General features: G+C 43.6%; 29 protein-coding genes. 14 read left to right on the top strand and 15 right to left on the bottom strand.

Annotation, left to right across the window (positions count from 1 at the left end):
• The gene (locus L1076_RS03175) at positions 1 to 534 is read left to right on the top strand and encodes a nicotinate-nicotinamide nucleotide adenylyltransferase (RefSeq protein ID WP_038867237.1); all 534 of its coding nucleotides are present in this window, start codon (positions 1 to 3) and stop codon (positions 532 to 534) included.
• 14 nt (positions 535 to 548) lie between these two features.
• Positions 549 to 1,034: a hypothetical protein gene (locus L1076_RS03170; RefSeq protein WP_038867242.1), complete on the top strand. Its 486-nt coding sequence runs from the start codon at positions 549 to 551 to the stop codon at positions 1,032 to 1,034.
• 67 nt (positions 1,035 to 1,101) lie between these two features.
• On the opposite strand, the gene L1076_RS03165 is transcribed toward L1076_RS03170, so the two are convergent.
• Positions 1,102 to 1,710 (bottom strand): AraC family ligand binding domain-containing protein, encoded by a 609-nt coding sequence (locus tag L1076_RS03165; RefSeq protein WP_237303109.1) that lies wholly within the window; start codon positions 1,708 to 1,710, stop codon positions 1,102 to 1,104.
• A gap of 192 nt (positions 1,711 to 1,902) precedes the next feature.
• Between L1076_RS03165 and L1076_RS03160 the strand changes: the two genes are divergently transcribed.
• On the top strand, positions 1,903 to 3,009 hold the full coding sequence (locus L1076_RS03160) for a 1-acyl-sn-glycerol-3-phosphate acyltransferase (protein WP_042600140.1): 1,107 nt from the start codon (positions 1,903 to 1,905) through the stop codon (positions 3,007 to 3,009).
• 104 nt (positions 3,010 to 3,113) lie between these two features.
• On the opposite strand, the gene L1076_RS03155 is transcribed toward L1076_RS03160, so the two are convergent.
• The gene (locus tag L1076_RS03155; protein WP_038867245.1) at positions 3,114 to 3,713 is read right to left on the bottom strand and encodes a hypothetical protein; all 600 of its coding nucleotides are present in this window, start codon (positions 3,711 to 3,713) and stop codon (positions 3,114 to 3,116) included.
• A 146-nt stretch (positions 3,714 to 3,859) separates the two neighbouring features.
• Here L1076_RS03155 and L1076_RS03150 point away from each other — a divergent pair, with 146 nt between their 5' ends.
• A complete protein-coding gene (locus tag L1076_RS03150) occupies positions 3,860 to 4,132 on the top strand; it encodes a YnjH family protein (RefSeq protein WP_039975029.1) in 273 nt (90 codons plus the stop codon).
• A 76-nt stretch (positions 4,133 to 4,208) separates the two neighbouring features.
• Here L1076_RS03150 and L1076_RS03145 read toward each other — a convergent pair whose 3' ends face one another.
• Positions 4,209 to 4,508 carry a YfcZ/YiiS family protein gene (locus L1076_RS03145; protein WP_039975028.1) on the bottom strand — a complete coding sequence of 100 codons (300 nt, stop codon included), beginning with the start codon at positions 4,506 to 4,508 and terminating at the stop codon, positions 4,209 to 4,211.
• A 528-nt stretch (positions 4,509 to 5,036) separates the two neighbouring features.
• Between L1076_RS03145 and L1076_RS03140 the strand changes: the two genes are divergently transcribed.
• Positions 5,037 to 5,498, top strand: coding sequence for a TetR/AcrR family transcriptional regulator (locus tag L1076_RS03140; RefSeq protein WP_038867249.1), 462 nt, complete (start codon positions 5,037 to 5,039; stop codon positions 5,496 to 5,498).
• Positions 5,499 to 5,585: 87 nt separating this feature from the next.
• Here the strand turns inward: L1076_RS03140 and L1076_RS03135 are convergent, their stop codons facing one another.
• From L1076_RS03135 to L1076_RS03110, 6 genes are read right to left on the bottom strand one after another with little or no spacing between them, the layout of a single operon-like run.
• Positions 5,586 to 6,368: a heme ABC transporter ATP-binding protein gene (locus L1076_RS03135; protein WP_237303108.1), complete on the bottom strand. Its 783-nt coding sequence runs from the start codon at positions 6,366 to 6,368 to the stop codon at positions 5,586 to 5,588.
• Positions 6,368 to 7,405, bottom strand: a complete 1,038-nt coding sequence (locus L1076_RS03130; protein ID WP_237303107.1) for an iron ABC transporter permease — start codon at positions 7,403 to 7,405, stop codon at positions 6,368 to 6,370. The genes L1076_RS03135 and L1076_RS03130 overlap by 1 nt, the downstream gene beginning before the upstream one ends.
• Positions 7,406 to 7,414: 9 nt before the next feature.
• Complete coding sequence (locus L1076_RS03125; protein ID WP_104038442.1) at positions 7,415 to 8,284, bottom strand: ABC transporter substrate-binding protein; 870 nt, start codon at positions 8,282 to 8,284, stop codon at positions 7,415 to 7,417.
• Between the two features lie 27 nt (positions 8,285 to 8,311).
• A complete protein-coding gene (locus L1076_RS03120; RefSeq protein WP_104038443.1) occupies positions 8,312 to 8,725 on the bottom strand; it encodes a biopolymer transporter ExbD in 414 nt (137 codons plus the stop codon).
• Positions 8,722 to 9,420 (bottom strand): MotA/TolQ/ExbB proton channel family protein, encoded by a 699-nt coding sequence (locus tag L1076_RS03115; RefSeq protein ID WP_237303106.1) that lies wholly within the window; start codon positions 9,418 to 9,420, stop codon positions 8,722 to 8,724. Before L1076_RS03115 ends, L1076_RS03120 begins: the two co-directional genes overlap by 4 nt.
• Positions 9,420 to 10,172 (bottom strand): energy transducer TonB, encoded by a 753-nt coding sequence (locus tag L1076_RS03110; protein ID WP_045404703.1) that lies wholly within the window; start codon positions 10,170 to 10,172, stop codon positions 9,420 to 9,422. Before L1076_RS03110 ends, L1076_RS03115 begins: the two co-directional genes overlap by 1 nt.
• 168 nt (positions 10,173 to 10,340) lie before the next feature.
• On the opposite strand from L1076_RS03110, the gene hutW reads away from it, so the two are divergent.
• From hutW to L1076_RS03085, 5 genes are all read left to right on the top strand, one after another.
• On the top strand, positions 10,341 to 11,711 hold the full coding sequence (gene hutW / locus L1076_RS03105; RefSeq protein ID WP_104038444.1) for a heme anaerobic degradation radical SAM methyltransferase ChuW/HutW: 1,371 nt from the start codon (positions 10,341 to 10,343) through the stop codon (positions 11,709 to 11,711).
• A 22-nt stretch (positions 11,712 to 11,733) separates the two neighbouring features.
• Positions 11,734 to 12,237 (top strand): heme utilization cystosolic carrier protein HutX, encoded by a 504-nt coding sequence (gene hutX, locus L1076_RS03100; protein ID WP_181028070.1) that lies wholly within the window; start codon positions 11,734 to 11,736, stop codon positions 12,235 to 12,237.
• A 107-nt stretch (positions 12,238 to 12,344) separates the two neighbouring features.
• A complete protein-coding gene (gene hutZ, locus L1076_RS03095; RefSeq protein ID WP_005441121.1) occupies positions 12,345 to 12,875 on the top strand; it encodes a heme utilization protein HutZ in 531 nt (176 codons plus the stop codon).
• Between the two features lie 104 nt (positions 12,876 to 12,979).
• Entirely contained in the window at positions 12,980 to 13,516 is a 537-nt protein-coding gene (locus L1076_RS03090) for an ATP:cob(I)alamin adenosyltransferase (protein WP_042604917.1), read from the top strand.
• A 141-nt stretch (positions 13,517 to 13,657) separates the two neighbouring features.
• Positions 13,658 to 14,068, top strand: a complete 411-nt coding sequence (locus tag L1076_RS03085; RefSeq protein ID WP_045404700.1) for a hypothetical protein — start codon at positions 13,658 to 13,660, stop codon at positions 14,066 to 14,068.
• A 6-nt stretch (positions 14,069 to 14,074) separates the two neighbouring features.
• On the opposite strand, the gene L1076_RS03080 is transcribed toward L1076_RS03085, so the two are convergent.
• Positions 14,075 to 14,989: a chemotaxis protein gene (locus tag L1076_RS03080; RefSeq protein ID WP_039975021.1), complete on the bottom strand. Its 915-nt coding sequence runs from the start codon at positions 14,987 to 14,989 to the stop codon at positions 14,075 to 14,077.
• A gap of 254 nt (positions 14,990 to 15,243) precedes the next feature.
• Here L1076_RS03080 and ppiC point away from each other — a divergent pair, with 254 nt between their 5' ends.
• The 3 genes from ppiC (at position 15,244) to L1076_RS03065 (ending at position 18,464) form a co-directional block, all read left to right on the top strand.
• A complete protein-coding gene (ppiC, locus tag L1076_RS03075) occupies positions 15,244 to 15,537 on the top strand; it encodes a peptidylprolyl isomerase PpiC (RefSeq protein WP_223976268.1) in 294 nt (97 codons plus the stop codon).
• Between the two features lie 158 nt (positions 15,538 to 15,695).
• On the top strand, positions 15,696 to 16,610 hold the full coding sequence (locus L1076_RS03070; protein ID WP_186175329.1) for a BRCT domain-containing protein: 915 nt from the start codon (positions 15,696 to 15,698) through the stop codon (positions 16,608 to 16,610).
• Between the two features lie 504 nt (positions 16,611 to 17,114).
• Positions 17,115 to 18,464 carry an alpha-amylase family protein gene (locus L1076_RS03065; RefSeq protein WP_237303105.1) on the top strand — a complete coding sequence of 450 codons (1,350 nt, stop codon included), beginning with the start codon at positions 17,115 to 17,117 and terminating at the stop codon, positions 18,462 to 18,464.
• 66 nt (positions 18,465 to 18,530) lie between these two features.
• Here L1076_RS03065 and L1076_RS03060 read toward each other — a convergent pair whose 3' ends face one another.
• Both L1076_RS03060 and L1076_RS03055 read right to left on the bottom strand, forming a co-directional pair.
• On the bottom strand, positions 18,531 to 19,520 hold the full coding sequence (locus tag L1076_RS03060; protein ID WP_237303104.1) for a zinc-binding dehydrogenase: 990 nt from the start codon (positions 19,518 to 19,520) through the stop codon (positions 18,531 to 18,533).
• Between the two features lie 260 nt (positions 19,521 to 19,780).
• Positions 19,781 to 20,896, bottom strand: a complete 1,116-nt coding sequence (locus L1076_RS03055; protein WP_237303103.1) for a linear amide C-N hydrolase — start codon at positions 20,894 to 20,896, stop codon at positions 19,781 to 19,783.
• 85 nt (positions 20,897 to 20,981) lie between these two features.
• On the opposite strand from L1076_RS03055, the gene L1076_RS03050 reads away from it, so the two are divergent.
• Entirely contained in the window at positions 20,982 to 21,875 is an 894-nt protein-coding gene (locus tag L1076_RS03050; protein WP_063345558.1) for a LysR family transcriptional regulator, read from the top strand.
• 34 nt (positions 21,876 to 21,909) lie between these two features.
• Here L1076_RS03050 and L1076_RS03045 read toward each other — a convergent pair whose 3' ends face one another.
• From L1076_RS03045 to L1076_RS03035, 3 genes are all read right to left on the bottom strand, one after another.
• On the bottom strand, positions 21,910 to 22,353 hold the full coding sequence (locus tag L1076_RS03045; RefSeq protein ID WP_054755190.1) for a GNAT family N-acetyltransferase: 444 nt from the start codon (positions 22,351 to 22,353) through the stop codon (positions 21,910 to 21,912).
• A 175-nt stretch (positions 22,354 to 22,528) separates the two neighbouring features.
• A complete protein-coding gene (gene sigZ, locus L1076_RS03040; protein ID WP_104026571.1) occupies positions 22,529 to 23,089 on the bottom strand; it encodes an RNA polymerase sigma factor SigZ in 561 nt (186 codons plus the stop codon).
• Entirely contained in the window at positions 23,076 to 23,369 is a 294-nt protein-coding gene (locus L1076_RS03035; RefSeq protein ID WP_005433559.1) for a metalloregulator ArsR/SmtB family transcription factor, read from the bottom strand. The genes sigZ and L1076_RS03035 overlap by 14 nt, the downstream gene beginning before the upstream one ends.
• Between the last annotated feature and the right edge of the window lie 175 nt (positions 23,370 to 23,544).

Here is a 23,544-nt window from a genome sequence, read left to right as displayed (position 1 = left end):
ATGAAAAAAATCGCCGTTTTTGGTAGCGCATTTAACCCACCAAGCTTAGGGCATAAAAGCGTGATCGAATCCTTAAGTCACTTCGACCTCGTGCTTCTGGAGCCTAGCATTGCACATGCTTGGGGCAAAAATATGTTGGACTATCCAATCCGGTGCAAGTTGGTCGATGCCTTTATTAAAGACATGGGGCTTTCCAACGTTCAACGTTCAGACTTAGAGCAAAGTTTGTACCAACCTGGACAAAGTGTGACGACTTTTGCGTTATTAGAAAAAATTCAAGAAATCCACACGCAAGCCGATATAACTTTTGTCATTGGTCCTGACAATTTCTTCAAATTTGCTAAATTTTACAAAGCAGAAGAAATTACGGAACGTTGGACTGTGATGGCGTGCCCTGAGAAAGTTAAAATCAGAAGCACAGACATACGAGATGCTTTACTCGCTGATAAAGACATCAGTGCATTTACAACATCAACAGTCCGTGACATTTTACAAAGCGAACGCTTATACAAAGAAACGTTATCTGGTAACTAAGAGGTCAGATTTTCATGGTCAGAATAGTGGTATTTAGTGCATGCACGTTGCTTGTTGTTACACAAGCCAGCTTCGCGTGTAACTATTTGTCTGATCGTTCTGTTGTATTCGCTGATAACACCATGCCCATTTGTGAAGACATTTTTGATAGTGTCGGTGTGCTCAGTGTGGATACGCTCAATTGGTATGAGGCGGAAGAAAGACCGCTTGATGAGCCCACAGAAAACTACTGGGATGAGTGGGCGATTAAGTCGGAAGACACGCCATTGCTGACTCAAAGCTTGGAAAGTAACTATTTTGGCTTGGGTGTCTGGATGCCAGAAGAGTTGAGAGACGATGAAAGCAAAATGACAACCGAAGAATGGCTGAAGAGTCATGGGTTAATGTTCAGTATCGGTTTTGGGGACAAAAGTGATGGTGAACCAAGAATGCGCTTCGATTATCGTTGGCACGAATACTACGATGCTGACTGGATGATGCAGATAGAAGTCCCGTTCTAAATAACACTTCTTAATCAAAAAGGGCGTACATCATGTACGCCCTTTTTGATTCTAAGTTGGTAGTTGGTTACAGTGCTTCCCCAAACACTAAAAAGCACAACTGTTCGTATTCTTCTTCATTACCTGCAAACAAACGCTCGACGATGTCCATTTGCTTTTTGCCAGACAGTTTCATTTTACGAGCTTCTCTTAGTGTTAGCACCAAACACAACTCGATTGAAATTGGTGATTCGCAACCAGGTTTCCATTGATTGATCAAGCTTGTGAGGTGTGAGCCCGTCAGTTTTGGCTTCAGTTCCAACACCTCATATTTGGCGACTGTCAACAAATCCAGTTGTTTTTCACTGCGTGGTTCGGTGGTTACCAGTTTATCCATTAGCGCTTTTAATAGAGCGGAAGGTTTTACAAAGCCGGCTTGTTGAGCAAACTCATCGTTCAAACGCACAGAAAAATCACAACGAGTAGTGCGAGTATTTGGTAAAAAGGTGAGGGAGCTCAAACATCCCTGAGGAATCCAAAAATACTGACCTGGTTCGATGGCATACTCTTGTTTACCCAATTTTATGATCGCCAAACCCTCGACTACAAACAGTAGCGTGTGTTTTAGCGCTTTCTTACGCGCAGCAACATTGAGAAAAGGGTAATTTGCGTCGTGAAATTCAATTGCGTAGTTCATTGTGAATACCAGAGTTCTTGGGGCGCTAAGGTTAACGTTAAACCCTTAGAATGCCAACCGAATAACAGAATTTTTTGCGAATAGAAATTGTAATACGACTGGTATGACCATGTTAAAAGTATGGATTGAAATGCTGCTACTTGGCAAAACAATGCGTAAAATGTGCCAGCTTTTTTTGAAATGAATTGAATAATGACAGCCAATACCGATCCTTATATTGAAATTCGTCCATACAATGACGAAGAGATTCCAGCTGCGCTGGACCGCCTTATCCAAGACGATGAGTTTATCAGCGCGATTTTAGAGCACCGTTTCGCAAATAAAGCGAACTGGTTCAAAACACTCATGAGCCCGATTATCCGCGTCTACTTAAAAGCGAAGTGGAGCAAGCTGGACTCCGTAGAAGCGATTCAACTTGAAGTTAAGAAGTACCTTCAAGATACGTTGAATACGACGACGGATGGTGTGACCTTTTCCGGCTTGGACAAGCTAGATAAAGAAACTTCTTATTTATTTGTGTCTAACCACCGCGATATCGCTATGGATCCTGCGCTTGTTAATTACGGTTTGCATCAGACCGATCATCGCACTGTGCGCATTGCTATTGGTGACAACTTGCTTAAGAAGCCTTGTGCGACAGAGCTCATGAAGCTTAACAAGAGTTTCATTGTAAAACGTTCGGCAAAAGGCCCGAGAGAGATGATGAAAACGCTGGGTCAATTATCTGGCTATATCAAGCACTCTCTTGATACGGGTAACTCAATTTGGATTGCCCAAAAAGAGGGGCGAGCAAAGGATGGGAATGATTTTACCGATCCTGCAATCCTTAAGATGTTCCACGTAGAAGGGCGCAAGCAAAAAATCAGCTTTGGCGAATACACTCGCTCGCTGAAAATCGTTCCAGTTTCTATTTCTTATCAGAATGACCCATGTGACCTTGCTAAGGCAAAAGAGCTGTACGAGAAAGCAGAAAACGGTAGCTACGAGAAGGGTGAGTTTGAAGATATCGAGAGTATTATCCAAGGTATCGTAGGCTACAAAGGCAAAGTTCATGTTGCGTTTGGTGATGTGGTTGATCAAGAGTTCGAAACACCTGAAGAACTTGCAAATGAAATTGATCGTCAAATCCATAACAATTACCGAGTGTTCCCGATGAACTTGCTTGCAGCGGGTCGAGAAGATGACACGATCACCGAATTGGTTAAGTCTCAGTTAGCAGAAAAGCTTGAGCAACTGCCAGCTGGCGCACATAGCTATTTAGTCGCAAGCTATGCAAATCCAGTCAATAACCAAGAATAGTCGTGCTTTAGAGGTATGATTGCTCAGCGTTAACATTGTGAGGAGCGGGTAGGATCTTTAGCCGATGTGTTATTTGATTTTTCGCTCGTTCTTCTCATTCTGTTCTAAGGTGCAACGGCGCCACCTAAGGTCAAGTTCGTTGGCCACTTTGATATACGATTCCCACCTAAGAAAATGTTGCCATTGACCGTCATGGTCTCTGGGAATTCGGTGAGTTTTGAACCACTGATATACAAATTCCCCTCTACGACAAGGCCTTCAGGTAATTGAGTTAGCGGCGTTCTAATAACACTCAAGTCCCCCTTCACTCGCAGTCGAGTCGGTAAGCTTTGCAAAGGGGTATCTGTCAAATTTAGGTAACCCCCAAGCTTCACTCCTCGTGGCCAACGTTCGATTTTGCTTCCCAATAGATTTGCATACCCTTTGATCTTAGTCCCTGACCTAATGGTTTTAAGCGAGCTGTTGGTGGCCTCCAAGCTACCCCCTACGTCAAGCCCTCTAGGAAGTTTGGTAATCGGGGTTTGCGAGATATTCAAATTACCTTTAACGATGAACCCGTCGGGCAACTGAGAATAAGGTTTGTTGCGTAGGTCAACATTGCCGTAGTTGTCTGTATGGCCAAATTTGGAGTAGTAATCGAGCTCGTATGCAGCAGGGTTCGTACTTATGGCCATTAAGGTAAGAAAGAGAGGGAATACACGCATTATTGCTACTTCAACAAAAATTCAAGAGAAAAGAATAACGTAAAGCGAGTAGGGCTTCTAGAGCGAGAGATATAAAGAATATGAGATGCTGCCAAGAACCGAAAATGGCTTCTTGTTAGTATGTTATCAAGATAAAGGGGAGAGCCATGGATAAAAAACCGATAGCTTGCATCACCATAAGTATTGTCAGCGTATTACTTTCTGGCTCGGTGATGGCGAAATCTTACAGTACGCCTGAGGCCAAAGCATTGGTTGTGGCAGACGGTAAATTAGGGCAACGAGTTTGTTACTACGATGATAAAGCCTACACGACTGGAGCGGTACTAAGTGTTGACGGTGTTTTATTGGTCTGTACTGATGAAAATGACTTTGAAACGAATGGCGCGTTAAAGTGGGTGGTATTTAAGCAAGAAAAGTAATGTCACTTATTACAAGAGCGCTAAAAACACAAAAGCGAGCAGAGTGCTCGCTTTTTTACTCTTATAACTTTGATTTTTAACGCGCTAGAGAGCGAGTTTTCAGTTCAAAGATTAGCTTTTCAGCGCTAACTTCAAACTTGAAGCGAGCTGTGAGCTCTTTTGATTCTTCAGTGAGTTCAGAAACGTTGTATTCAACGCCGGCACACACTGTTGTCGCCATTTCGATGTATTTCGCCAACTCAGCTTCTAGTGCTGCTTTAGTTTCTGCGAAAATCGTTACGTCAGCAACATCGTCGCCTTCTTTGATGATAAAACCCATTTCACCAGCGCAACCGCAAGCTTCACAAACTTGGCTTTCTTCTAATTCGACACTCATAACGAATCCTCTTGTAAATACTGTGGGTATTCTATCAGGTATTTGATCTCTATCTACAAAAATGAATGATTTTGGATAAAAAAGGCACGGTATGTTATGTTGTTAACAAGGGGTTAATTAAATTCATTAGAACTTCCTTAATAAAATTAATGTGATATGTATCAATATTTAAAATCAATTAACCTAGATATTCGTGAGATTTTTGTCAGGTGAGTTGAACTGGGGTTCAATTTATAAGACTATTTCCGGATTAATTATTTTTACATAATTATCATTCTTAGCCTGAGAATAGTTTCGATGAATGATTTGGTGCAAGGTTTTGATGGAGTGGACTTTTCGCCATATTTTGAGTCACATGTATTGACAGAAATATCACTGTAAATTGCACGTTACGCAGTGCATTTTAGTTATGATTGACCCTCTAATTTGATGTTAGGGGCGTACAGTACATAATGCTGAGGATGATTTTCATTCTGGCCCTCATTTAATTGTGAGTTAGATGGATTTACAAAGAGAAGAGCTTAAAATATGCCAAAGCGTAGTAAAGAAGATACCGAAATCACTATCCAGAAAATCATGGATGCCGTTGTTGATCAGCTTCTAAGACTTGGTTATGACAAAATGTCTTACACCACGTTAAGTCAACAGACAGGTGTATCGCGTACAGGTATTAGCCACCATTTCCCTAAGAAAACGGATTTTACCGCCGCGTTAGACGGTCGTATTTTCAAAATGTTCGTAGAGCATCTAGAATTTGATAAAGGTCTAGAAGCGTTTTCGAAGAGCTGGATTAAAGCTCTAGAAGATACTGAATTCTTAGCGATCTTGCGTCTATTGTTCCACCATATCGTCACTTCAGAAAGTGCACATGAGTTTGCAGCAAACGGTATTGACCGTTTGTACAAAATGGCTGAGAGCCAGTTCGGTGCTGGTAGCGACAAAGAGTTAGAGTGGTTAATTGGTCGTTCGTTGATTCAGATGAGCAAATAAAACCAGAATAAAGAAAGCCCCGCATTATGCGGGGCTTTTTCTTATTTAATATATTGAACTGGACAATCTGTCCGTTAAGGCTGCTATTTAAGCTGCGGCATGGACTTGTGGGAAATCCAAGGTCGGATGCTTAGTGACGATAGAGCGATAGCCATAGACTTGTTCAATGCGTTCTGGTGTCAAAGCGTTCCACGGGTTGTCATCACAAACCAGTTTGCCATCATGAAGTAAAACCAATCTATCAGCGTACTGTGACGCTAGATTTAAATCATGTAATACAACCACAACGGCCGCATTGTTTGCTTTGGCTGCTTCACGTGCGATCTTGAGCGTGTTGTGCTGGTGGGCAAGATCGAGTGCTGAAGTCGGCTCATCCAGCATCAGTATTTTTTTGTCGCCAGCTTGATGAAGCTGAGTTAATACTCGCGCAAGATGTAAGCGCTGCTTTTCACCACCAGAAAGAGCAGGGTAGAGGCTATCTGCAAGGTGAGATACGTCAGTCTGCTCCATGTACTGCAAAGCTAATTGTGTGGTTTCTTTGTTAGTTATCGACAACGGAATTGCGCCTAACTCTACAACTTCTCGAGCTAAGAACGGAAAAGTTAACGTGCTGTGTTGTGGTAACATCGCAATGTGTTTTGCGCTTTCAGCGGACTCCCAATCGTTTTTTTGTTTGCCAAAGTACTCAATGTCATGTTGAGAAGGGATCTCGCCGCATAGGAGTTTTAACAACGTGCTTTTACCAGCGCCATTTGGTCCAAGCAAGGCGGTAACTTCTCCTGCTCGAATATCAATACTGATGTCATCAAGTACGATTCGGCTGCCATACCTCATGGAGATATTTCTGCCTGACATAACCGTTGGATTCATTACAGGATCTTCCCTTTTTGTTGGAACAATAAGTAGATAAAGAACGGCGCACCAATAAGTGCAGTTACGATACCTACCGGCAGTTCAGCTGGAGTAACAACAACTCGTGCGAACATGTCCGCAGCGGTTAATAGCAAGGCTCCCATTAGTGCTGAGATTGGTAGTAAGGTTCTATGGTCAGGCCCAGCTAACATTCTTCCTAAATGAGGAATGACGAGGCCGATAAAGCCGATGGCACCACAAATACTCACCGTAATACCAACGCCGACAGCAGAAAGTAATATCAACTGACGCTTAAGCTTTTGCACGGGTACACCCAAGTGCCTTGCTTCGGATTCACCTAATAGCAGCGCGTTAAGTGACATTGCTTTTTTCTGGAACCAAAAAAGAAGAATCACGAGCGTCACTGCTGCTAGACCAATACCAGACCAGTTTGCTCCTGCTAAAGATCCCATCGACCAAAGCGTAAGGTCGCGAAGCATTTGGTCATCGGCGATAAAGTTCATAAAACCAATAGCGGCACCAGAAAGGGCACTGATTGCAACACCAGCCAAGAGCATAATGGTCACGGAAGTGCCGAATTTGTTCGTTCCTAGCCAATAAACCAATACGGTTGTAATTGCACCACCAAGAAAAGTAAAGAAAGGCAGCGCGGCTAAGTTCATTAGCTGAGGGTGGTTTTGGCTAAAATCCGCAAAGACTACAATAGCGAAAGCCCCGCCAAGAGCGGCTCCTGCAGAAACACCAATGATGCCTGGTTCAGCGAGAGGGTTTCGGAAAAGTCCTTGCATAACCACACCACAAATCGCAAGGATGGCACCAATGAACATGCATAGGATAGTGCGTGGTAAGCGTATTTCGTTAATGACTAGTTGGATGTGAGGAGCAAGGTCAGACCCTGCTCCGCTCAGGCTTCGTAGGCTGTCTGCGAAGCTGATATTCATGGGACCTACTGTGATTGAAGCTACAGCTATAAAGGCTAATATACCGGATAAAGCAAGTAGAATAGTAGATAAAGGGATACGTCTTAACAGCATTGAATCTCTCTACGGGTATAGTAACTCGTTTAGGCGTTTAGCTTCAGATAGGCTTTTTAGACCCAAACCACCGACTAATGCGTGACCATCAATCGTAACGATGTTCTTAGTCATACCTGCTGGCGTTGCAGCAAGTAGTGGCATCGCTTTTAAAATTGCATCAGCGCCACCCATAGTCTGGTAACTACGGCCACTCACTAAGATAACGTCTGGTTGCATTTCAACCATAGCTTCTGTTGATAGCGGCTTGTATGAAGACAGTTTACTTGCCGCTGGGTTCTCACCGCCGGCGAGAGTAATAATGGCATCTGGTGTCGTTTCTGAACCTGCAACGTTTGCGGCACGACCTTCATGAATCAGCAAGAAAAGGACTTTCTTTTTCTCCGCTTTTTCTGGTTGGTTGCCTTCTAGGGCTTGAACTTGCGCTTCAACTTCTTTCTTTAGTGTTGTGGCTTCAGTTTCACGATGCATGATGCCAGCAATTTGGTCGATACGATGAATCAAACCATCAACGTTTGCTTCTGTGTTTACGACCTCAACGTCGACACCTGCTGATTTTAACTGGTCAAGCGTTGTATTTGGGCCCATTTCATCAGAACCAATCACTTTTGTTGGGCTTAGAGCTAATAAGCCTTCCGCGGATAGACGACGGTGATAACCTACTTTAGGTAACTCCATTTCTTTAGGAAGCTGACTCGTCACGTCAACTGCGACTAGGCTTTCTTTTGCATCAAGGGCGATGAGGAGTTCAGTTACCGCACTACCTGCACTGACAACTCGTTCCGTTGACGGGGCTTCGTTAGCAAATAGGTTCGCACTTGCAAGCATAGTCACTGCTACGGTTAAGGCGGTACGAACTGGCAATAGTGTGTTGTTCATGAGTTTATTCTCTGTCTTATGTTCTTTTTATTGCGACTCTTCAGTTAACAACTGAGTCGCCTGAATTCCGTTTTCTTGTAAAAAGCCAAGAAGCTTAACGAGGGATTGAATATCAGCGGTTTTTTCTGCGCCAATCACAATAGGTTTGTCGGTTGATTTGCTCTCTTCGAGTAAGGCAAGAGTAAAGTTTTCCCAGTCGATATACGTTTTCCCATTGATAGCCCAAAAAGGTTCTTCTTTGAGGATGTTGACCGTAATGGATTGTTTATCAACTTCGGCAACGGCTTGAGAATCAGTGCTTGGAAGGTTGACATCCAAAGAGTCGAGCTTGACTGCTGCAGTCAACATCAAGAACACCATTACAATAAAGATAATATCCAGTAACGGGGTTAGGTCCGGAGTTAAACCATGGCTGTTATTGTCTTGAGGTGCTTTAATCATGAGCTTCTCGCTTCAACATGATCAGCAACCGTTGCGATTTCTTTGTTGTTTTCTGGAGAAACGTGTTGCAAAGAAATGCCTTCTAACCAGAGGTTTACATAGTTCAGTGTGTGCTCAAGCTTAGCGATAACGCGATCAGCCCAAAGACCAATCAGTTGTGCGCCTGAAATTGCGGGCAATGCAATGATCAAACCCGCTGCGGTCGTGCGCATTGCCAGACCTAGGCCATCAGCCAGATCGTTTGGCGTGATGTTACCTGTAGAAGACGCAATGCCTTTAAACATATCGATCAGGCCAAGAACGGTACCTAACAGCCCGATTAGAGGACTGATCACACCAATGAGTGTCAAAAGACGCAGACCGGAATGTAATTGATGACGCTTTTCTTGCAACCAGATTCCTGCCGCGTCTTCACGAAGTGACTTAGAGAAAGAATGGTGAGCAAGTAACATCGCGACACCACGATAAAGAAGAGGTCGCTTGCCAGAAAGATTGTCTGCAAGTGCTTCGATATCTTTGCTGTTTGTTGGGTCTAGGGTTTTGAGCTTTTGACGAATTGCTCTTTTGCCTACTCCAAGACTAACAAATACTTGGAAAAGTCTTTCCGCAATGATCATGACTGTTAAAGCAGAACAAATAATTAAAGGCCAAGTCATAAGACCAAATTGGGTTTGTAAATGTTGTAGCTGTTCCATTATCCATCCAACTTAAAACGAACTGGGATTTGAACGCGGTGAGCAACTTGTTGCCCGCCAGAAATATGTGGTGAGAATTCCCATTGCTTTATCGCACGTAGCGCTGAAGCATCGAGCATTTCTGCACCGGAAGATTCAATAAGAACTTGTTTAACTTGATTGCCATTTGCATCAAGCCAAATTTCGTATAGTGCAACACCTTGAATGCCACGCTTACGAGCTGAACGAGGGTAGCGAGGCTGAACTGGTTGGGAGACAAAAGTTGGCTTATCGACTAGTACTGGCTCTGAAGTCGCACCTTTTGATTTATTTGTTGGTGCGGCTTTTTGCTCTTGTACTGGTTCTTTTGCGACTTTCTTCTCTACTTTTTCTTTTGGTTCCGGATCTTTTTTAGCCACTGGTTTCGTTGGTTGTGGCTTTTTAGGTGGCTTGATTGGTTCAGGTTTCTTTTTTACCGGTGGTTTTTTCTTTATAGCTTCTTTTTTAACGACGGGTTTTTCGATCGGCTTTTTAACTGGTTCTGGCTTAGGTTCCGGTTGCTTCTTGGTTTCAGTTTGCTTCTTCTCGACTTTCTCTTGAGGAGCCGCTTGCGCTTTAACAGGTTTAGGAGCCGAGACCAAATTCAGGCTTACTGTGCTTGCCGGATTTCCTGCAGGCATCGCAAAAACTTTTGTCTCTTGAGAGACAAAAAGAAGCGCTGCATGAATCGCAAGTGAGGCGCCTCCGGCAATGACATATCTTTGTAGGTTCACGGGTAAATCTCGGTGTTGCTAATAATTATCAAGTTGGGACTGATTATCACTTACAAAGGAAATAAGATCAATTATCAATTGCATTATCATTACGCGCAAATTATGATCTTTGCAGTTTTTTTGAAATGAGCCTCAATCCTTTGTGTGGTGGGCTTTAAGTGAGTAAATATGAGCGTCGATATTTATAAATTTGACGAATCAATCCTTGGGAGTGATAGCCCGGATCCATTGCGCTTTGCTTTTGTGAAAAAGCACTCTGCGCATGCAGGTGGTAGTAGCATGCCAGTGCCGCCGCCACAACAAGGAGATATTCTTTCAAGGATTACGTCTGAAACGACGGTAAAGAACAATAAGCGTTGCTTGTACATTCACGTTCCATTTTGTCGTGTGCGTTGTACTTTCTGTAACTTCTTCCAAAATGCTGCCAGCCGTAAGTTAGTCGATGAATACTTTGATGCTCTGATGAAAGAGCTAAAAGAGAAAGCGGCGATGCCGTGGACGCAAAGTGGCATCTTCCATGCGGTTTACATCGGCGGTGGTACGCCTACTGACTTATCTGCAGACCAAGTTCGTATTCTAGGCCAGGCCATTCACGACTATTTCCCTCTCGCAGCTGACTGCGAAATTACACTTGAAGGTCGTATCAACCGATTCTCAGACGAGTTATATCAAGGTGCGCTAGACGGTGGATTCAACCGTTTCTCATTTGGCATCCAGAGCTTTAATACCAAAGTTCGTCGTAGCGCTAAACGTCTAGATGACCGTGAAGATGTACTTCAGCGAGTAAGTGAGTTGGCGAAAGAAGACAAGATCCCTGTCATCATCGATTTGCTTTACGGCCTGCCTTATCAAACGAAAGAAGTTTTAGAGCAAGATCTTAAGGACTTTTTGTCTACAGGCGCTCATGGCTTGGACCTTTATCAGTTAGTGGTTGGTGGTACAGCGCCAATGCTCAATTTAGTTGAAAAAGGCAAAATGCCGCCACCAGCAACGACACCGGAAAAAGCGGGCATGTACGAGCTTGGTGCTAAGTTTATGGCGGAGCACCACATGAAGCAGCTTAGTGTTAACCATTGGGCAATTGATAACCGTGAACGCAGCTTATACAACAGCTTAGCGAAGACCTATGCAGAAGTACTGCCTATTGGTTGTGGCGCGGGCGGTAATATCGGCGGTTACGGCATGATGCAGCACCGCACGCTAGACACTTACGTCAAAGCTATAAATGAAGGGCAGAGCACCATCGCAATGATGATGAAGCAAAGTCCACTTGAGCCGCTATTCGCAGCGCTGAAGTCTGGCTTTGATCGAGGCATTGTTCAGGCGAGCAAGTTGCCAACATTTATGGGTGAAGACACCTTTAATTTCCTGATGCCACTATTCAAAGTTTGGCATGACAAGGGCTTAGTTGAGCTACAAGAGCGCAGTTTAGTACTGACGTTAGCAGGTAGCTTCTGGGCTGTGTCTCTGGCTCAGGCATGTATTCAAGTACTGACTTCTGAAATGAACGAAAACGTACCAAAAGTATCTAACAATTAATCTGAAAGAAATGGAAAAAACAATGGAATCAATTAAGCAACAGGTCGAAGCCCTACTAGAACAAGAGCCGCAACTACTTCCAGCAGCAATGGCTGAGCGCCTTGGTGTATCAGAGTTTGATGTGGTAGCTGCACTTCCCCAAGAGATGGTTGCAGTAGCTCCTGGTGAGCAAGCACAAAGCATTTTAGAAGGTCTTGTTGGTTTTGGCCCAGTAACAACTATCGTTCATTCTTTTGGTTCTATCTTTGAAGTAAAAGCGCCGTTCCCGAAAGGTAAAGTGGCTCGTGGTTACTACAACCTTATGGGTAAAGAAGGTGAACTTCATGGTCACCTAAAACTTGATAACGTGAAAAACATCGCGCTAGTCAGCAAACGTTTCATGGGGCGAGAGAGCCATTATTTTGGTTTCTTCTCTGAGTGTGGCAGCAACATCTTTAAGATTTACCTAGGCCGTAACGAGAAGCGTGAGCTTATCGAAGAACAAGTAACAGCATTCCGTGCAATGCAAGCAGAGTTCAACAAGTAGTCTCGAATGAGCATGACACTGCACTAATTCGTTAGCGCAGTGTCATTTTATTAAAGAATAACCGAGTTAAAACTTGGAACAACAAACAAGTAAAGTTAGGTATCAAAATGGATCAGCAAGTTAAACAAGAGCGTTTACAAGGTCGTCTAGGACCAGAAATCAAGGAATTTCGTCAGGAGCGCCGTACAATTCAATTAGCAACCGTTGATGCGGAAGGCCGTCCAAACGTAAGTTACGCACCATACGTTCAAAACCAGGAAGGTTACTTCGTTCTTATTTCTCAGATTGCTCGTCACGCACGCAACCTACTAGAGAATCCAAACGTATCTTTGATGATGATTGAAGACGAAGATTCGTCGAAGCAGTTGTTCGCTCGTAAGCGTCTAACGTTTGATGCGGTTGCAACCGTTGTTGAGCGTGATACTGAAATGTGGCAACAAGTTGTTGGCCAAATGAAAGACCGTTTTGGTGAGATCATTGATGGTCTGAGCCAACTAGAAGACTTCGTTCTGTTCAACCTAAAAGCAGAACAAGGTCTATTCGTGAAAGGCTTTGGTCAAGCTTACCAAGTATCAGGCGATGATCTGGTTGATTTCGTTCACCTTCAAGAAGGTCACAAGAAAATCGAAAACGCCTAAGCCGATTTTCTAACTTATGATCGTCTAAATGGATGTGAATGCCCAAAGGGAGTTAGGTTATACTGACTCCCTTTTTTATTAGAACAAAAGCACAGAGAAAGAGCATGAGACCAGTAAGCAAGGAACTTGGCGAGATTTGTTACCCATTCATCTATGAAGACAGCCCAGTATGTGACTTTGAAATCACTGCTGATGAGTTGTGTAGCCGAATTGGGCTGGTTCTATCGATGGAACTCGATGACTTTAGCCGGGACATACTGACTCGAATGCAGCCAAACGTATACCATGTGAATGGCTCTATCCGCGGAAAACTCGCGATTACAGAAGCGGAAGTGGATGAGCTAAAAGCCGATTACGATGCAATCAAGGCTCGTATCGATGGCGGCTTTAAAGGGTTTGTGCTTCCTGGCGGCCACCCAACGTCAAGCCAATTGCATCTGTGTCGTTGCCAAGCAAAGAAGGTGGTTCGTGCATTGGTTGCCGTTGAACATTCAGGTAAGAAACAACCCGCTCCGATTTTGTTCCGCTATTCAAACCTGCTCGCGAATGTGCTCTACAGTTTGGCGTCTTACATCAACCACACTTATCAAGTCGAAGAAACTGAGTTTGTGTCTCGCAGCTACACAATGCCAAGTAAATAGGAAAAATATCACCTAATAGTCTGAATTTAATGACTTTAAGCTAGCCGTCGCAGAGTTCTCATTCGAGTGCTGTAATTGCCTTTACCCATCTTTCTGTCTTTGTTTGAATAACGATTAAAATTGATTCAGAGGAAGGAAGCGATGGGTTTAGTTGTTGGGGGGCCTTTATTGATTTGGCTATTTTGCGCGCTATTGTCTATCAGAGCGGGGTTTGTGTTGTTTGCAGGGCAGCATTTTTCGAGTGTTCTGATTGCTATAGCGTTAGCGGTGGGTGTGACAGCTTCTATAGTTTTCTACAACTGGTATTCGATTGCGAAAAGGGAGGAGGTTTACTTTTTCTCCCTTTCAATGGAATTGTTGTGTCGACCCGCATTGATTATGCCGGCGGTTATCGCGATAGGACTGTATTTCTTCGGCGGAGGGTTATTGCTCAATAGTCACATCAAAATGTTCGTCTTTGTTGCACTGTTTTCATGTTCGGTAGCAAGTATCACGAGTTTGTTGACTGCCGAAAAAGTTATTGATGTATACCAGATCAAGCAAACTTATTAGATATGATTAAGAAGCTATCGCTTTGGCTTCCAGCTCTTTTGCACCGCGCAGCATCGCTTCAATCAATTCCCCAGCGTTGAATTTCTCTAATGCCTCGTGAGCGCCAACTTGGTGAGCTCGATCAACACAAATCTCGCTTGATAGAGACGTGTGAAGAATGCGGTAAGAGTTATTCAGCGCAGAATCATTTTGAACTTCAAACGCAAGTTCATAACCATCCAGCCCTGGCATTTCAATGTCACTCACTAAAAGGTCAATTGGGCGGTTCGCTTCTGCATCTCGCTTCATCAAGTCAAGTGCGTCTGAGCCGTTTTTACAGATTTGATACGGGATGTTGATGCGGTCTAGCGCGTCGCTCAATTGCTTGCGAGCGATAGAAGAGTCGTCCACCAAAAGGATATTCAAGGCTTTCAAACGCTCGCGCTCGATGTCTGTAAGCATTGGAATCTTGGTATTCTCGTATTGCGGGTAGATCTTCGATAGTAGAAGTTCCACATCCAACATTTGGACGATCTTCTCTTCATAGCGAGTAATACCCGTTACAAAGATATTATGACCCGCACTTGATGGCGGTGTTTCGATAGATTTCCAATCACATTCAATGATTTTCTCGATACTTCGCACCATAAATGCCACCACGGTACGCAGACAGTCCGTCACGATCAAATAGCAATTATTGTATTCTTCTTCTTGGATAGGACGGAATCCAATCGCTGCCGCCATATCAATGACTGGCACCGTCAAATCACGAATGGTCACAGTGCCAATTACATGATGGTGTGAATAAGGAATTTTGGTGGTCGGCATATAAGGTACAATTTCACGGACTTTAAGTGTGCCAATTGCGAAGTTCTGTTGCAGGGTGAGTTTAAACACCAACATGCCTTGAGATTGGTTCGCTTTACTTGCGACTTTTGCCATGAAAATAACCTTATCAATATAACTGATTTATCGAACTAATCTAATCTTATAAGGCGACAGCTTCAACCATAGAGCATAGAAAAGTGAGCTTTTTAGGAAATAGAGCAAGTTAAGTGAGAAATCGAGCAGAAGAACGAATAAGTTTTCATCAATTTGTAAGGTGGTGCTTGTCATCTTTAGATGAAGATAGCGTCTGATTAACAGAAATAATTGGCGATGATGGGACGTTTCGGTAAACTTGCGCCACCCGAACAGTGAGAGACAGACACATGGCAAATACAGCAGCCGCTTTACACATTCTTGTAAAGCATAAAGAACAAGCTGAAGACATCATCCAGCAGCTTAAAAAAGGTGCTAAATTCCAGACATTGGCAAAGAAATACTCGACTTGTCCATCTGGTAAACGTGGTGGCGACCTAGGTGAGTTTCGCCGCGGTCAAATGGTGCCACAGTTCGATAAAGTTTGTTTTTCTGGTGAGGTTCTTACTCCACACCTAGTCAAAACCAAATTTGGTTGGCACGTTGTGAAGGTGTTATACCGCACGTAGGGTTGAACGTATTTAAGAAGCACCTTGTTAGGTGCTTTTTTTGTGTCCTTAACAACGCGTTTTGTTATCTAACTAGCAATTAACCGTCTTGCGTGTTGAATGTTAATACTTTAATGAGCTATTAAATATGCAAATGGTTGTTTACTTTGGTGAGAGGCATGACGGTAAAAGATACGAAGCGTTTGGACATCGACGCGCAGCCACACAACATTGCTTTTAATTACAAGAGAAATAAAGCAAAGGCAATTTTGACGTTAAAAGGAATTCTTGATGGAATCCATGCAGATGAGCATTTAAACCAGGTTGAAGAGGTATACCTGAGAGCTTGGAAAGACAATGATATCTTCAACTTCAAAGATGGTGATTTCATTGATATTCACGAGCAAATTGAAGATATTTTAGAAGATGGAGTAATCTCGACTTCTGAGCTAAAGGATATACAGCAAATGTTGCAAGACATCCTCGATTATGGTGATTTAGAGGACGGTGGATACGAGAGCACTGTCAATCACCTCTTGGGATTTCTGAGTGGCATCAGTGCAGATGGTATGCTTTGCGATATGGAAATTGAGCGTCTTTCTAGCTTGCTTCAACAAGATAAGGCTTTAACACGCATGTGGCCTGCTAGTGCAATTAAAAAAAGGTTAGACGCCATCTTAGCGGATGACATTGTTGATGACGAAGAGAGAAAAGAGCTGTTAGATTTGATCAAGGCTATTTCTGGTCAATCAATGCTTGATACTGGCCTCGCTTATGGAATGTCTGCTGATTTCTCTACGACACAAGATGGTCGTATGTGTGTCGATGGAAAGCGCATCTGTTTTACCGGAAAGTTCTTGAGTGGTACTCGTAAAGTTCAAGAACAAAGGGCATTGGCTTTAGGGGCTGAAGTTAAAGGTTCTGTCTCAAAAAGTGTAGATATCCTTGTGCTAGGTGCTATCGCCAGCAGGGATTGGCGTTTTACAAGTTACGGACGAAAGATAGAGTCTGCTCTTTCATTCCGAGATGAAGGTATTAAGTTGGAAATTATTAACGAAGAGCTTTGGAATGCATTGGTTGGCTATTCAAGTTAAGCGTTTATTTCTTCTTATTGATAGCGCGTTTTTCGCGCTATTTTTGTATCTAGTGTTCTTTATTAGTGCTCCTCTCGTCATCATTTCGAGTCTTTCTCTCCTTTCCTGTCAATTTATAAACCGCACCAACTGTGACGTGAACGGCAGTTTCGCTTTCTTAAATATTTGTTACATATCGAATTATTGCCCCATGTTCAGATTCTTACTGAGAAAAGGCGTAATAGTGAGAGTAGGCGCGATCAGATTGGTTTATCTGCAAAATGCTTATAAAACAGGTGTTTAAATCGGTATCCTTGCGATCTTTGTTTTGGCTTGGGCGTTTGAATACTTTTAAACGGACGTTTAAACCTTAACTGGGGATGAGCTACGCCTTGTTTTTCCACCTAGCAGAAACGCAAAAGGGGTGAGGGAGGTTCGCTAATAGTTCTTATAATTTTGGCTATTGGATTCGCTCACGAAGAATACGAGTAACAATGGGTGAGCGAACGCGACTAGGAGATAGACATGAGTAGCTTACAGAAAACACAATTAACAGGTGCAAATGTTATCTTGCATGCTTTTGATTGGAAGTATGCTGACGTTGCCTTAAGTGCAAAGGAGATCGGCGAGCTTGGTTATGGCTCAGTATTGGTTTCTCCGCCGATGAAAAGCGCACAAGACGAACGCTGGTGGCAGCGTTACCAACCTCAAGATTATCGTGTTATCGACAATGCGCTCGGCAATACCACAGATTTTAAAAACATGGTTGAAGCGCTCGACCGTGTAGGTGTATTGGTTTATGCCGACGTCGTCTTTAATCACATGGCGAACGAAGCCCATTTACGCTCGGATTTACAATATCCGCGCCAAGCCGTGATGGACGATTACCAGCAGAACGCTGAAAAGTATCAAGACCTTATTCTATTCGGTGACTTGTCAGAACCGCTGTTTGATGAAAATGACTTCGTTGAAGCATTTGGCATAAAAGATTGGAAAGACAAGTGGGAAGTGCAGAACGGTCGTATTACGGGGGGCCCAACGGACCCTGGATTGCCGACATTACGAGTATGTCACCATGTGGCTGCGCAGCAGAAAGCTTACTTGATGTCACTTAAGTCACTAGGCGTAAAGGGCTTCCGTATTGATGCCGCAAAGCACATGACTCTTGAGCATTTAAAGCAAGTGTGGACTGATGACATTACTCAAGACGTTCATATCTTTGGTGAAATCATCACAGATGGTGGCGCGACAGAAGAAGAATATGAATTGTTCCTTGAACCGTACTTAAAAGAAACGCGTTTGGGGGCCTACGACTTCCCGTTGTTCTCAACCATTTTTAAGGCATTTTCGAAGAAAGGCAGTTTTAAGTCTTTGATCGACCCGTACTGTTTTGGTCAGGCTTTATCTAACCGTCGAGCTATTACTTTCGCGATTACTCATGATATTCCAAACAATGATGTGTTCTTGGATTTAGTCATGGATGAAGAGAACGAATGGCTAGCGTATGCCTACATTCTGGGACGCGATGGTGGTGTTCCGCTTATCTACACGGATCTGGATACCAGTGGCATCAAGGGCGTGGACGGTAAACCAAGATGGCAGAATGCGTGGAAGGACGCACGTATGGCAAAGATGGTGGCATTCCATAATCTTGTTCATGGCGAACCAATGACGGTACTGGAAGGTAACGACGATATGTTGGTACTTCAGCGCGGCGAGAAGGGCATCTTGGTACTCAACAAATCTGCGCGAGCGCAATCACTGCAACTGACAGTGAACAAGGCTCTGGTTGATATGATGACCGGAGAACAAGTGCCTAACGGTGAAGAGGTTAAAGTGGCGGCGAAATCAGCAATGTTGTTGGTGACAAACTAAGTGTTGGATAGGAAGCGCAAGCTATTTTTCAAGCTTGCGCTTCATCATTATGCTGTCGCTTAAGCACTAATTGGTTATTGTCGCGACAACTTTTCCAACCGTACGTTGCTGACGAATTGCTATTAATGCTTGAGGGACGTCTTTTAGCTCCACCAATTCCAACTTAGGTATTGTGATCTCACCGCGTTCTAGCATGTGAGAAAACTCACTCCCGGCTTTTACCAAAGAATGAAAACCTATCTCACCGTGAACATGGCCAGATCCTAAGCTTAACTGATGGAAAGTAAGCCCTTGCAGGAAAGCGCCTGGGTATTCGGTTGCTCGGGTTGTTCTTACTAGCTCTACCATTTCGCCTTCAAACCCCAGCACAGAGGCACACAAGATGTCGTTGTCGCCACCAACGCAATCCAAAGATACTTCTACGCCTAAGCCTTCAGTGATAGACATGACTTGTTCTCGAACATCTTCTAGTTTGTAGTCAATGACATGTGTTGCGCCTAACGATCGAACAAATTCATGGTTGAGCGCTGAACTGGTTGTGATGATGGTTTTTACGCCAAAGAAGCGTGCCAGCTGAATAGCAAAACAGCCAACGCCTCCCGACCCTCCGGCAATAAAGATGCTTTTACGAGTTGAGATGTTTAGCTTGTCGACAAGAGCTCGATAAGCCGTCCAGCCAGCACAAGGTGTTGCGGCTGCGATTTCTGGTTCAACATTTGGGTGAGCAACCAACGTGCGTGAGTCGTGAATCGCGTATTCGGCGAAACCACCGCTCATTCGACGCATGTTGCCATGATAGAGAACGCGATCACCTACCTGCCAACCCGATACCTTGTCACCGATGGCAACGATTTCCCCCGAAACATCGAGGCCACCAACGAAAGTATCGTCCATGCCATCGACCATCTCGTGCCAAAGGTTGACCTTTGCATCGACAGGGTTGAGCCCAATAGCATGAACTTTCACTAACACATCTAATCCACTCGCAAGCGCTGGAGTGTCGATGTCGGTATAGGTAAAGGTATCTTGATCTTTTTGGTAAGTGATCGCTTTCATTCTTTTCCTCTAAGGGCATAAAGCACGAGTTATATGGCTTAATAACGTTAGAATAGTTGGAAATCTTCATTTTGTTCCACGTATATTAGCCTTAAGACAATGCTTTCAAAAATTATCATTTGTTCTCATATTCATAAACTTATGTAATCCAAATTGAGTTATTGTCTTATTTATGTGCTGTGAGGATAAAAAAAGCGCCGAGTAAGTCGGCGCCTTTGGTAGATGTTTGTCCAAACACCTTTCAAGTTCTGCTGTTTAAGCTATTTCACTAAGTGCTGACCCATGACGCCATCGCCTTTTTCTAAGCGAGATGAAATGTCACCAAACAGATCCGGTAAATCGGCTTTGATGGTGTAGTTATGTCCGTCATTCAACTTGTTAAAGTCCACTGAGTACTGCGTGTAACTGTCGTCATACTGGTAACGCATGTTCATCACTTTTTGGTCTAGGTTGTACACCAAACCATAGATGGTTGCGTAGCCACGCATTTCGCCATTCACTGGGCGGTTTGCCGCGTCCAATGGGATTTTGTAGGTCACACTATCCAGTTTCGCAATGCCATTGGTGTAGCTGCTAGGCTCTTTAAGCTGATCCTTCATGTAGCTGTTCCAGATAAAGCGTTGAGCAGAATTAATGTTGCCCGGGATCGGGAACTCACCATTCACATCACTCTTCGCTTTTGGTTGCGCTTCTTGCCAGTTTTTCAAGTGTTGCGCGTACTCTGGGCTGTTAGTCATCACGTCATATTGTTTGCCATGATGAACTTGCCAAGCGCCGTCGATGTATTCCAACACAGCAGAGTCACCACTTGCGTCTTCTAATGAATAATGTCCCTTCATTTCGATGCCATTGTGGCTGAACTGTTGGATTTGGATTGAATCTAGATGCTTCAATGCTTCATCAACGGATGCAAAGCTATCAATCAAATAGGCGACAAAGCGTGAGTTTTCAATTTGTTGTTTGCCAGCTTGTGGTTCGCCTGGGTTTTCTTCATCCAAGAACAGAGCATTCGCTGCAAAGCCTTTTTCGTTAAAGCCATCAATAATGCCAACGCCGTAAATACTTACACCGATAGAAGCGTATTTCGATGTCCACGTAAGCGCATCGTCTTTATCGTAGCCGCGGTAGGTTTGGCCTGCGTGACGAACATCAATAGTTGGCTGATTGGCTTCCATCCAATCCATAGTACGAGAGACAAATACACCGTGGTCTTGAGTCTCCCAAACCAAACGTGAACACGCATTTGCTGCGGTAGAGATGCTGCCAACTGCCATTGCAACAGATGCTGCTAGAAGTACTTTTTTGCTAAAACCTTTCATTGAATTGCCCTCGTAACGTTTCAATACGAGGTCATTATTACGCTTAAAATTCACCATGTAATCTCAGTTATGTTGCAAACTTTGCAACAAAAGAATATAGGTTGAGCTAAGATAAACGAGTTTATTGTTTGAGGATCTTTCAATGCCCAGAGCCAGTCTTGAGCAACTTACTGCATTTGTCGCTGTCGCGGAGCATGGATCATTTAGCCAAGCCGCAAGAGTAATCGGGAAAGACAGGGCGACGCTGCATCACCAAGTCAGCGATCTCGAAATTGATTGGGATGTGATCTTGTTTGAACGCAAGGGAAGAACGCCAGTTTTGACGGAAGTAGGAGTGACGTTACTGACCCAAGCCAAGCATATTCTTTACCAAATGCAGTCTTTAGAGCTTTCTTGCGACAGCTACTCTCAAGGGGATGTTCCGGAGATAACGATTTGTCACGACATGTCGGTACCGTGTGATGCCATAGCGGACATCGACCTGTCGTTACGTAAGCAATACAAGAGTACAGCGATTCATTGGTTACATCGCAGCCGAGATGAAGCGTTAGAAATGCTTATGGCGAAACAAGCGGATTTCGCGGTGGTACTCAACAGTGGTAAAGCGTTCCCAACAGAAGGGATGTCTTTTATTAACTTGGGTTATCCAAGGTTTACCTTCTATGCGCATCAGAAAAGTCCGATAGCGCAGAAACCTGTGGTGACTCTGCAGGATCTTGCTTCACATCATCAGTACATTGCAGAAAATTTCAGTACCAGTGCACTTGGTAATCAACAGGTTATGTCACCGAACATCTCGCGAATCAGTAACATCGATGTGTTGATGCGATTATTGAAAAATGATGGCTTTGCCTTGCTTCCTCATCATTTAGTGCAAGCTCATGATGAGAAAGGCGAGTTTGTCCCGTTAAATATCGATTTTATGGCAAACGAAGGTCGTGCAGGCTATGTGTTACTAAAGCGAGGCAATACGTTAAGTCCTGTCCATCAAAAGCTGGTGGCGTTGGTGACCGAATGGTTTGATAAACAGGTGTAAAAGCCAGAACTCTCCATTTTGGATTCGTACTGAATTAACAAAGCACTAATCGTAGTGATATGTCACCATCATCGAGTACGCCATCCTCTTGAAATCCGAACGTACGATAAAGCTTACCTGCCTGCTGATTGGAGGGTTTATGCATCGTGAGTAAGGTTTTCCCGCCGAGTTGTTTCACTTCTTCAACTAACAAGTTAAGTACTTGCTTTCCATATCCTTTGTTCTGATGATCTTTGTCGATCATAAAGCGGAACAGCCAGTAAATGGAGTAATCAAGCGGCTCGTCTTCATGGCAAAACGCAAGCAAACCGATCACCGTCTCTTGTTCATAAATCACTTTCAATCGGTAGTCGGTTTCAAAGCGTGACTGAGCAATCGTAATCGCGTTGGAGGCAAGGTTTTCTTCTTGTTCCGGGTAAAGATTGAGACGAATACAATCTAGATAGTTTTCTTTGGTGAGTTCTCTTAATGAGATCATAAATATAAGTTTCCTTCTTCCTTAAAGCAGAAGAAGTAAAGCTTACTATTCAGCAAGATAGCAAATGAGAGAGCGGACGATGAGATAAAGCTGTGATTGAGTTCATGGATAGGCGACTCGATGACTAGCCGCCAAGCTATCGGTATTCATTGTGAGGTGGGCATTCAGCGAGGGATTAACATTTATCGCAAGAAGCACCGTTTTGGTTGCAATCTGTCATACGACCTTGTTTGTCGAACGAGAAACTGCAACATTCTTCAAATAGCTTTTTCAATTCGACACGTCCTCTCTGTACGCGCGATTTAAGGGTTGAGTAGCTGATACCTTGCTCTTCGGCCAACTTCTTCTGGCTCATGCCTTCAAGCTCAATAGAAGAGAGCAGTTGCGATTGCTCATCTGGTAATGCTTGCACAAACGGCGCAATGCACTTTGACAGTTCTTGTTTCAGGTTTGATTCTTGCTCTTCAAACCAAAGATCGTCAGCAACGAGGTCATTATCACGCTGATTTCGAGCGCGTTTACGGTAGAAATCGATGATGACGTTATTCGCGATTTGGAAGAGCCAAGATTTGACGCTTGATACATCACGAATATCCGCAAGGTTTTGATAAGTCTTAAGTAAAATCTCTTGCTTTAAGTCGTCTACATCATCTTCATTGCTGACTTTAGAGCGCAAGAACGCATGAATAGCGTGTTCGTATTCGCTCCAAATTGATTCGAGGTTAGCAGTTTTCATTGATGCAACACTCGTCACGCAAGAAACCAATAACCGTATCTAAACATTCATACTCAGCAACACAATACAAAGTGCGACCTTCACGACGCTGACTAATTAAGCCTGCTGAGGCTAGGCTCGAAATGTGATGAGAAAGGGTAGAGGCTGGAATACCAAGTTTATCTTGTACGCCACCAACCGCGATTCCTTCATAGCCTGCTTTGACCACCTCTTTATAGATACATAAACGGGTAGGGTGTCCTAGCTCTTTGAGCGCTTTTGCTACAGCTTCGAGTTCCATACTGACCTCTTGGAATGACAGACGATAAATACATTTCGATGATAGTGAAAGTGTGGGTGAATAGCAAACAAGAAAAAATACCTAGTTAATTAATTGATTATTAAGACTTTAAATTATATTTCGATATTTGTCGAAATATAATGGTTGACGCGTCGATTTTTAATTCTATAATTCG

This window comes from Vibrio sp. MMG023 (genome assembly GCF_021654215.1).
Taxonomy (GTDB): domain Bacteria; phylum Pseudomonadota; class Gammaproteobacteria; order Enterobacterales; family Vibrionaceae; genus Vibrio; species Vibrio jasicida.
Note: the sequence above shows the minus strand (reverse complement) of the source record. Positions and strands in the feature narration are given on the sequence as shown.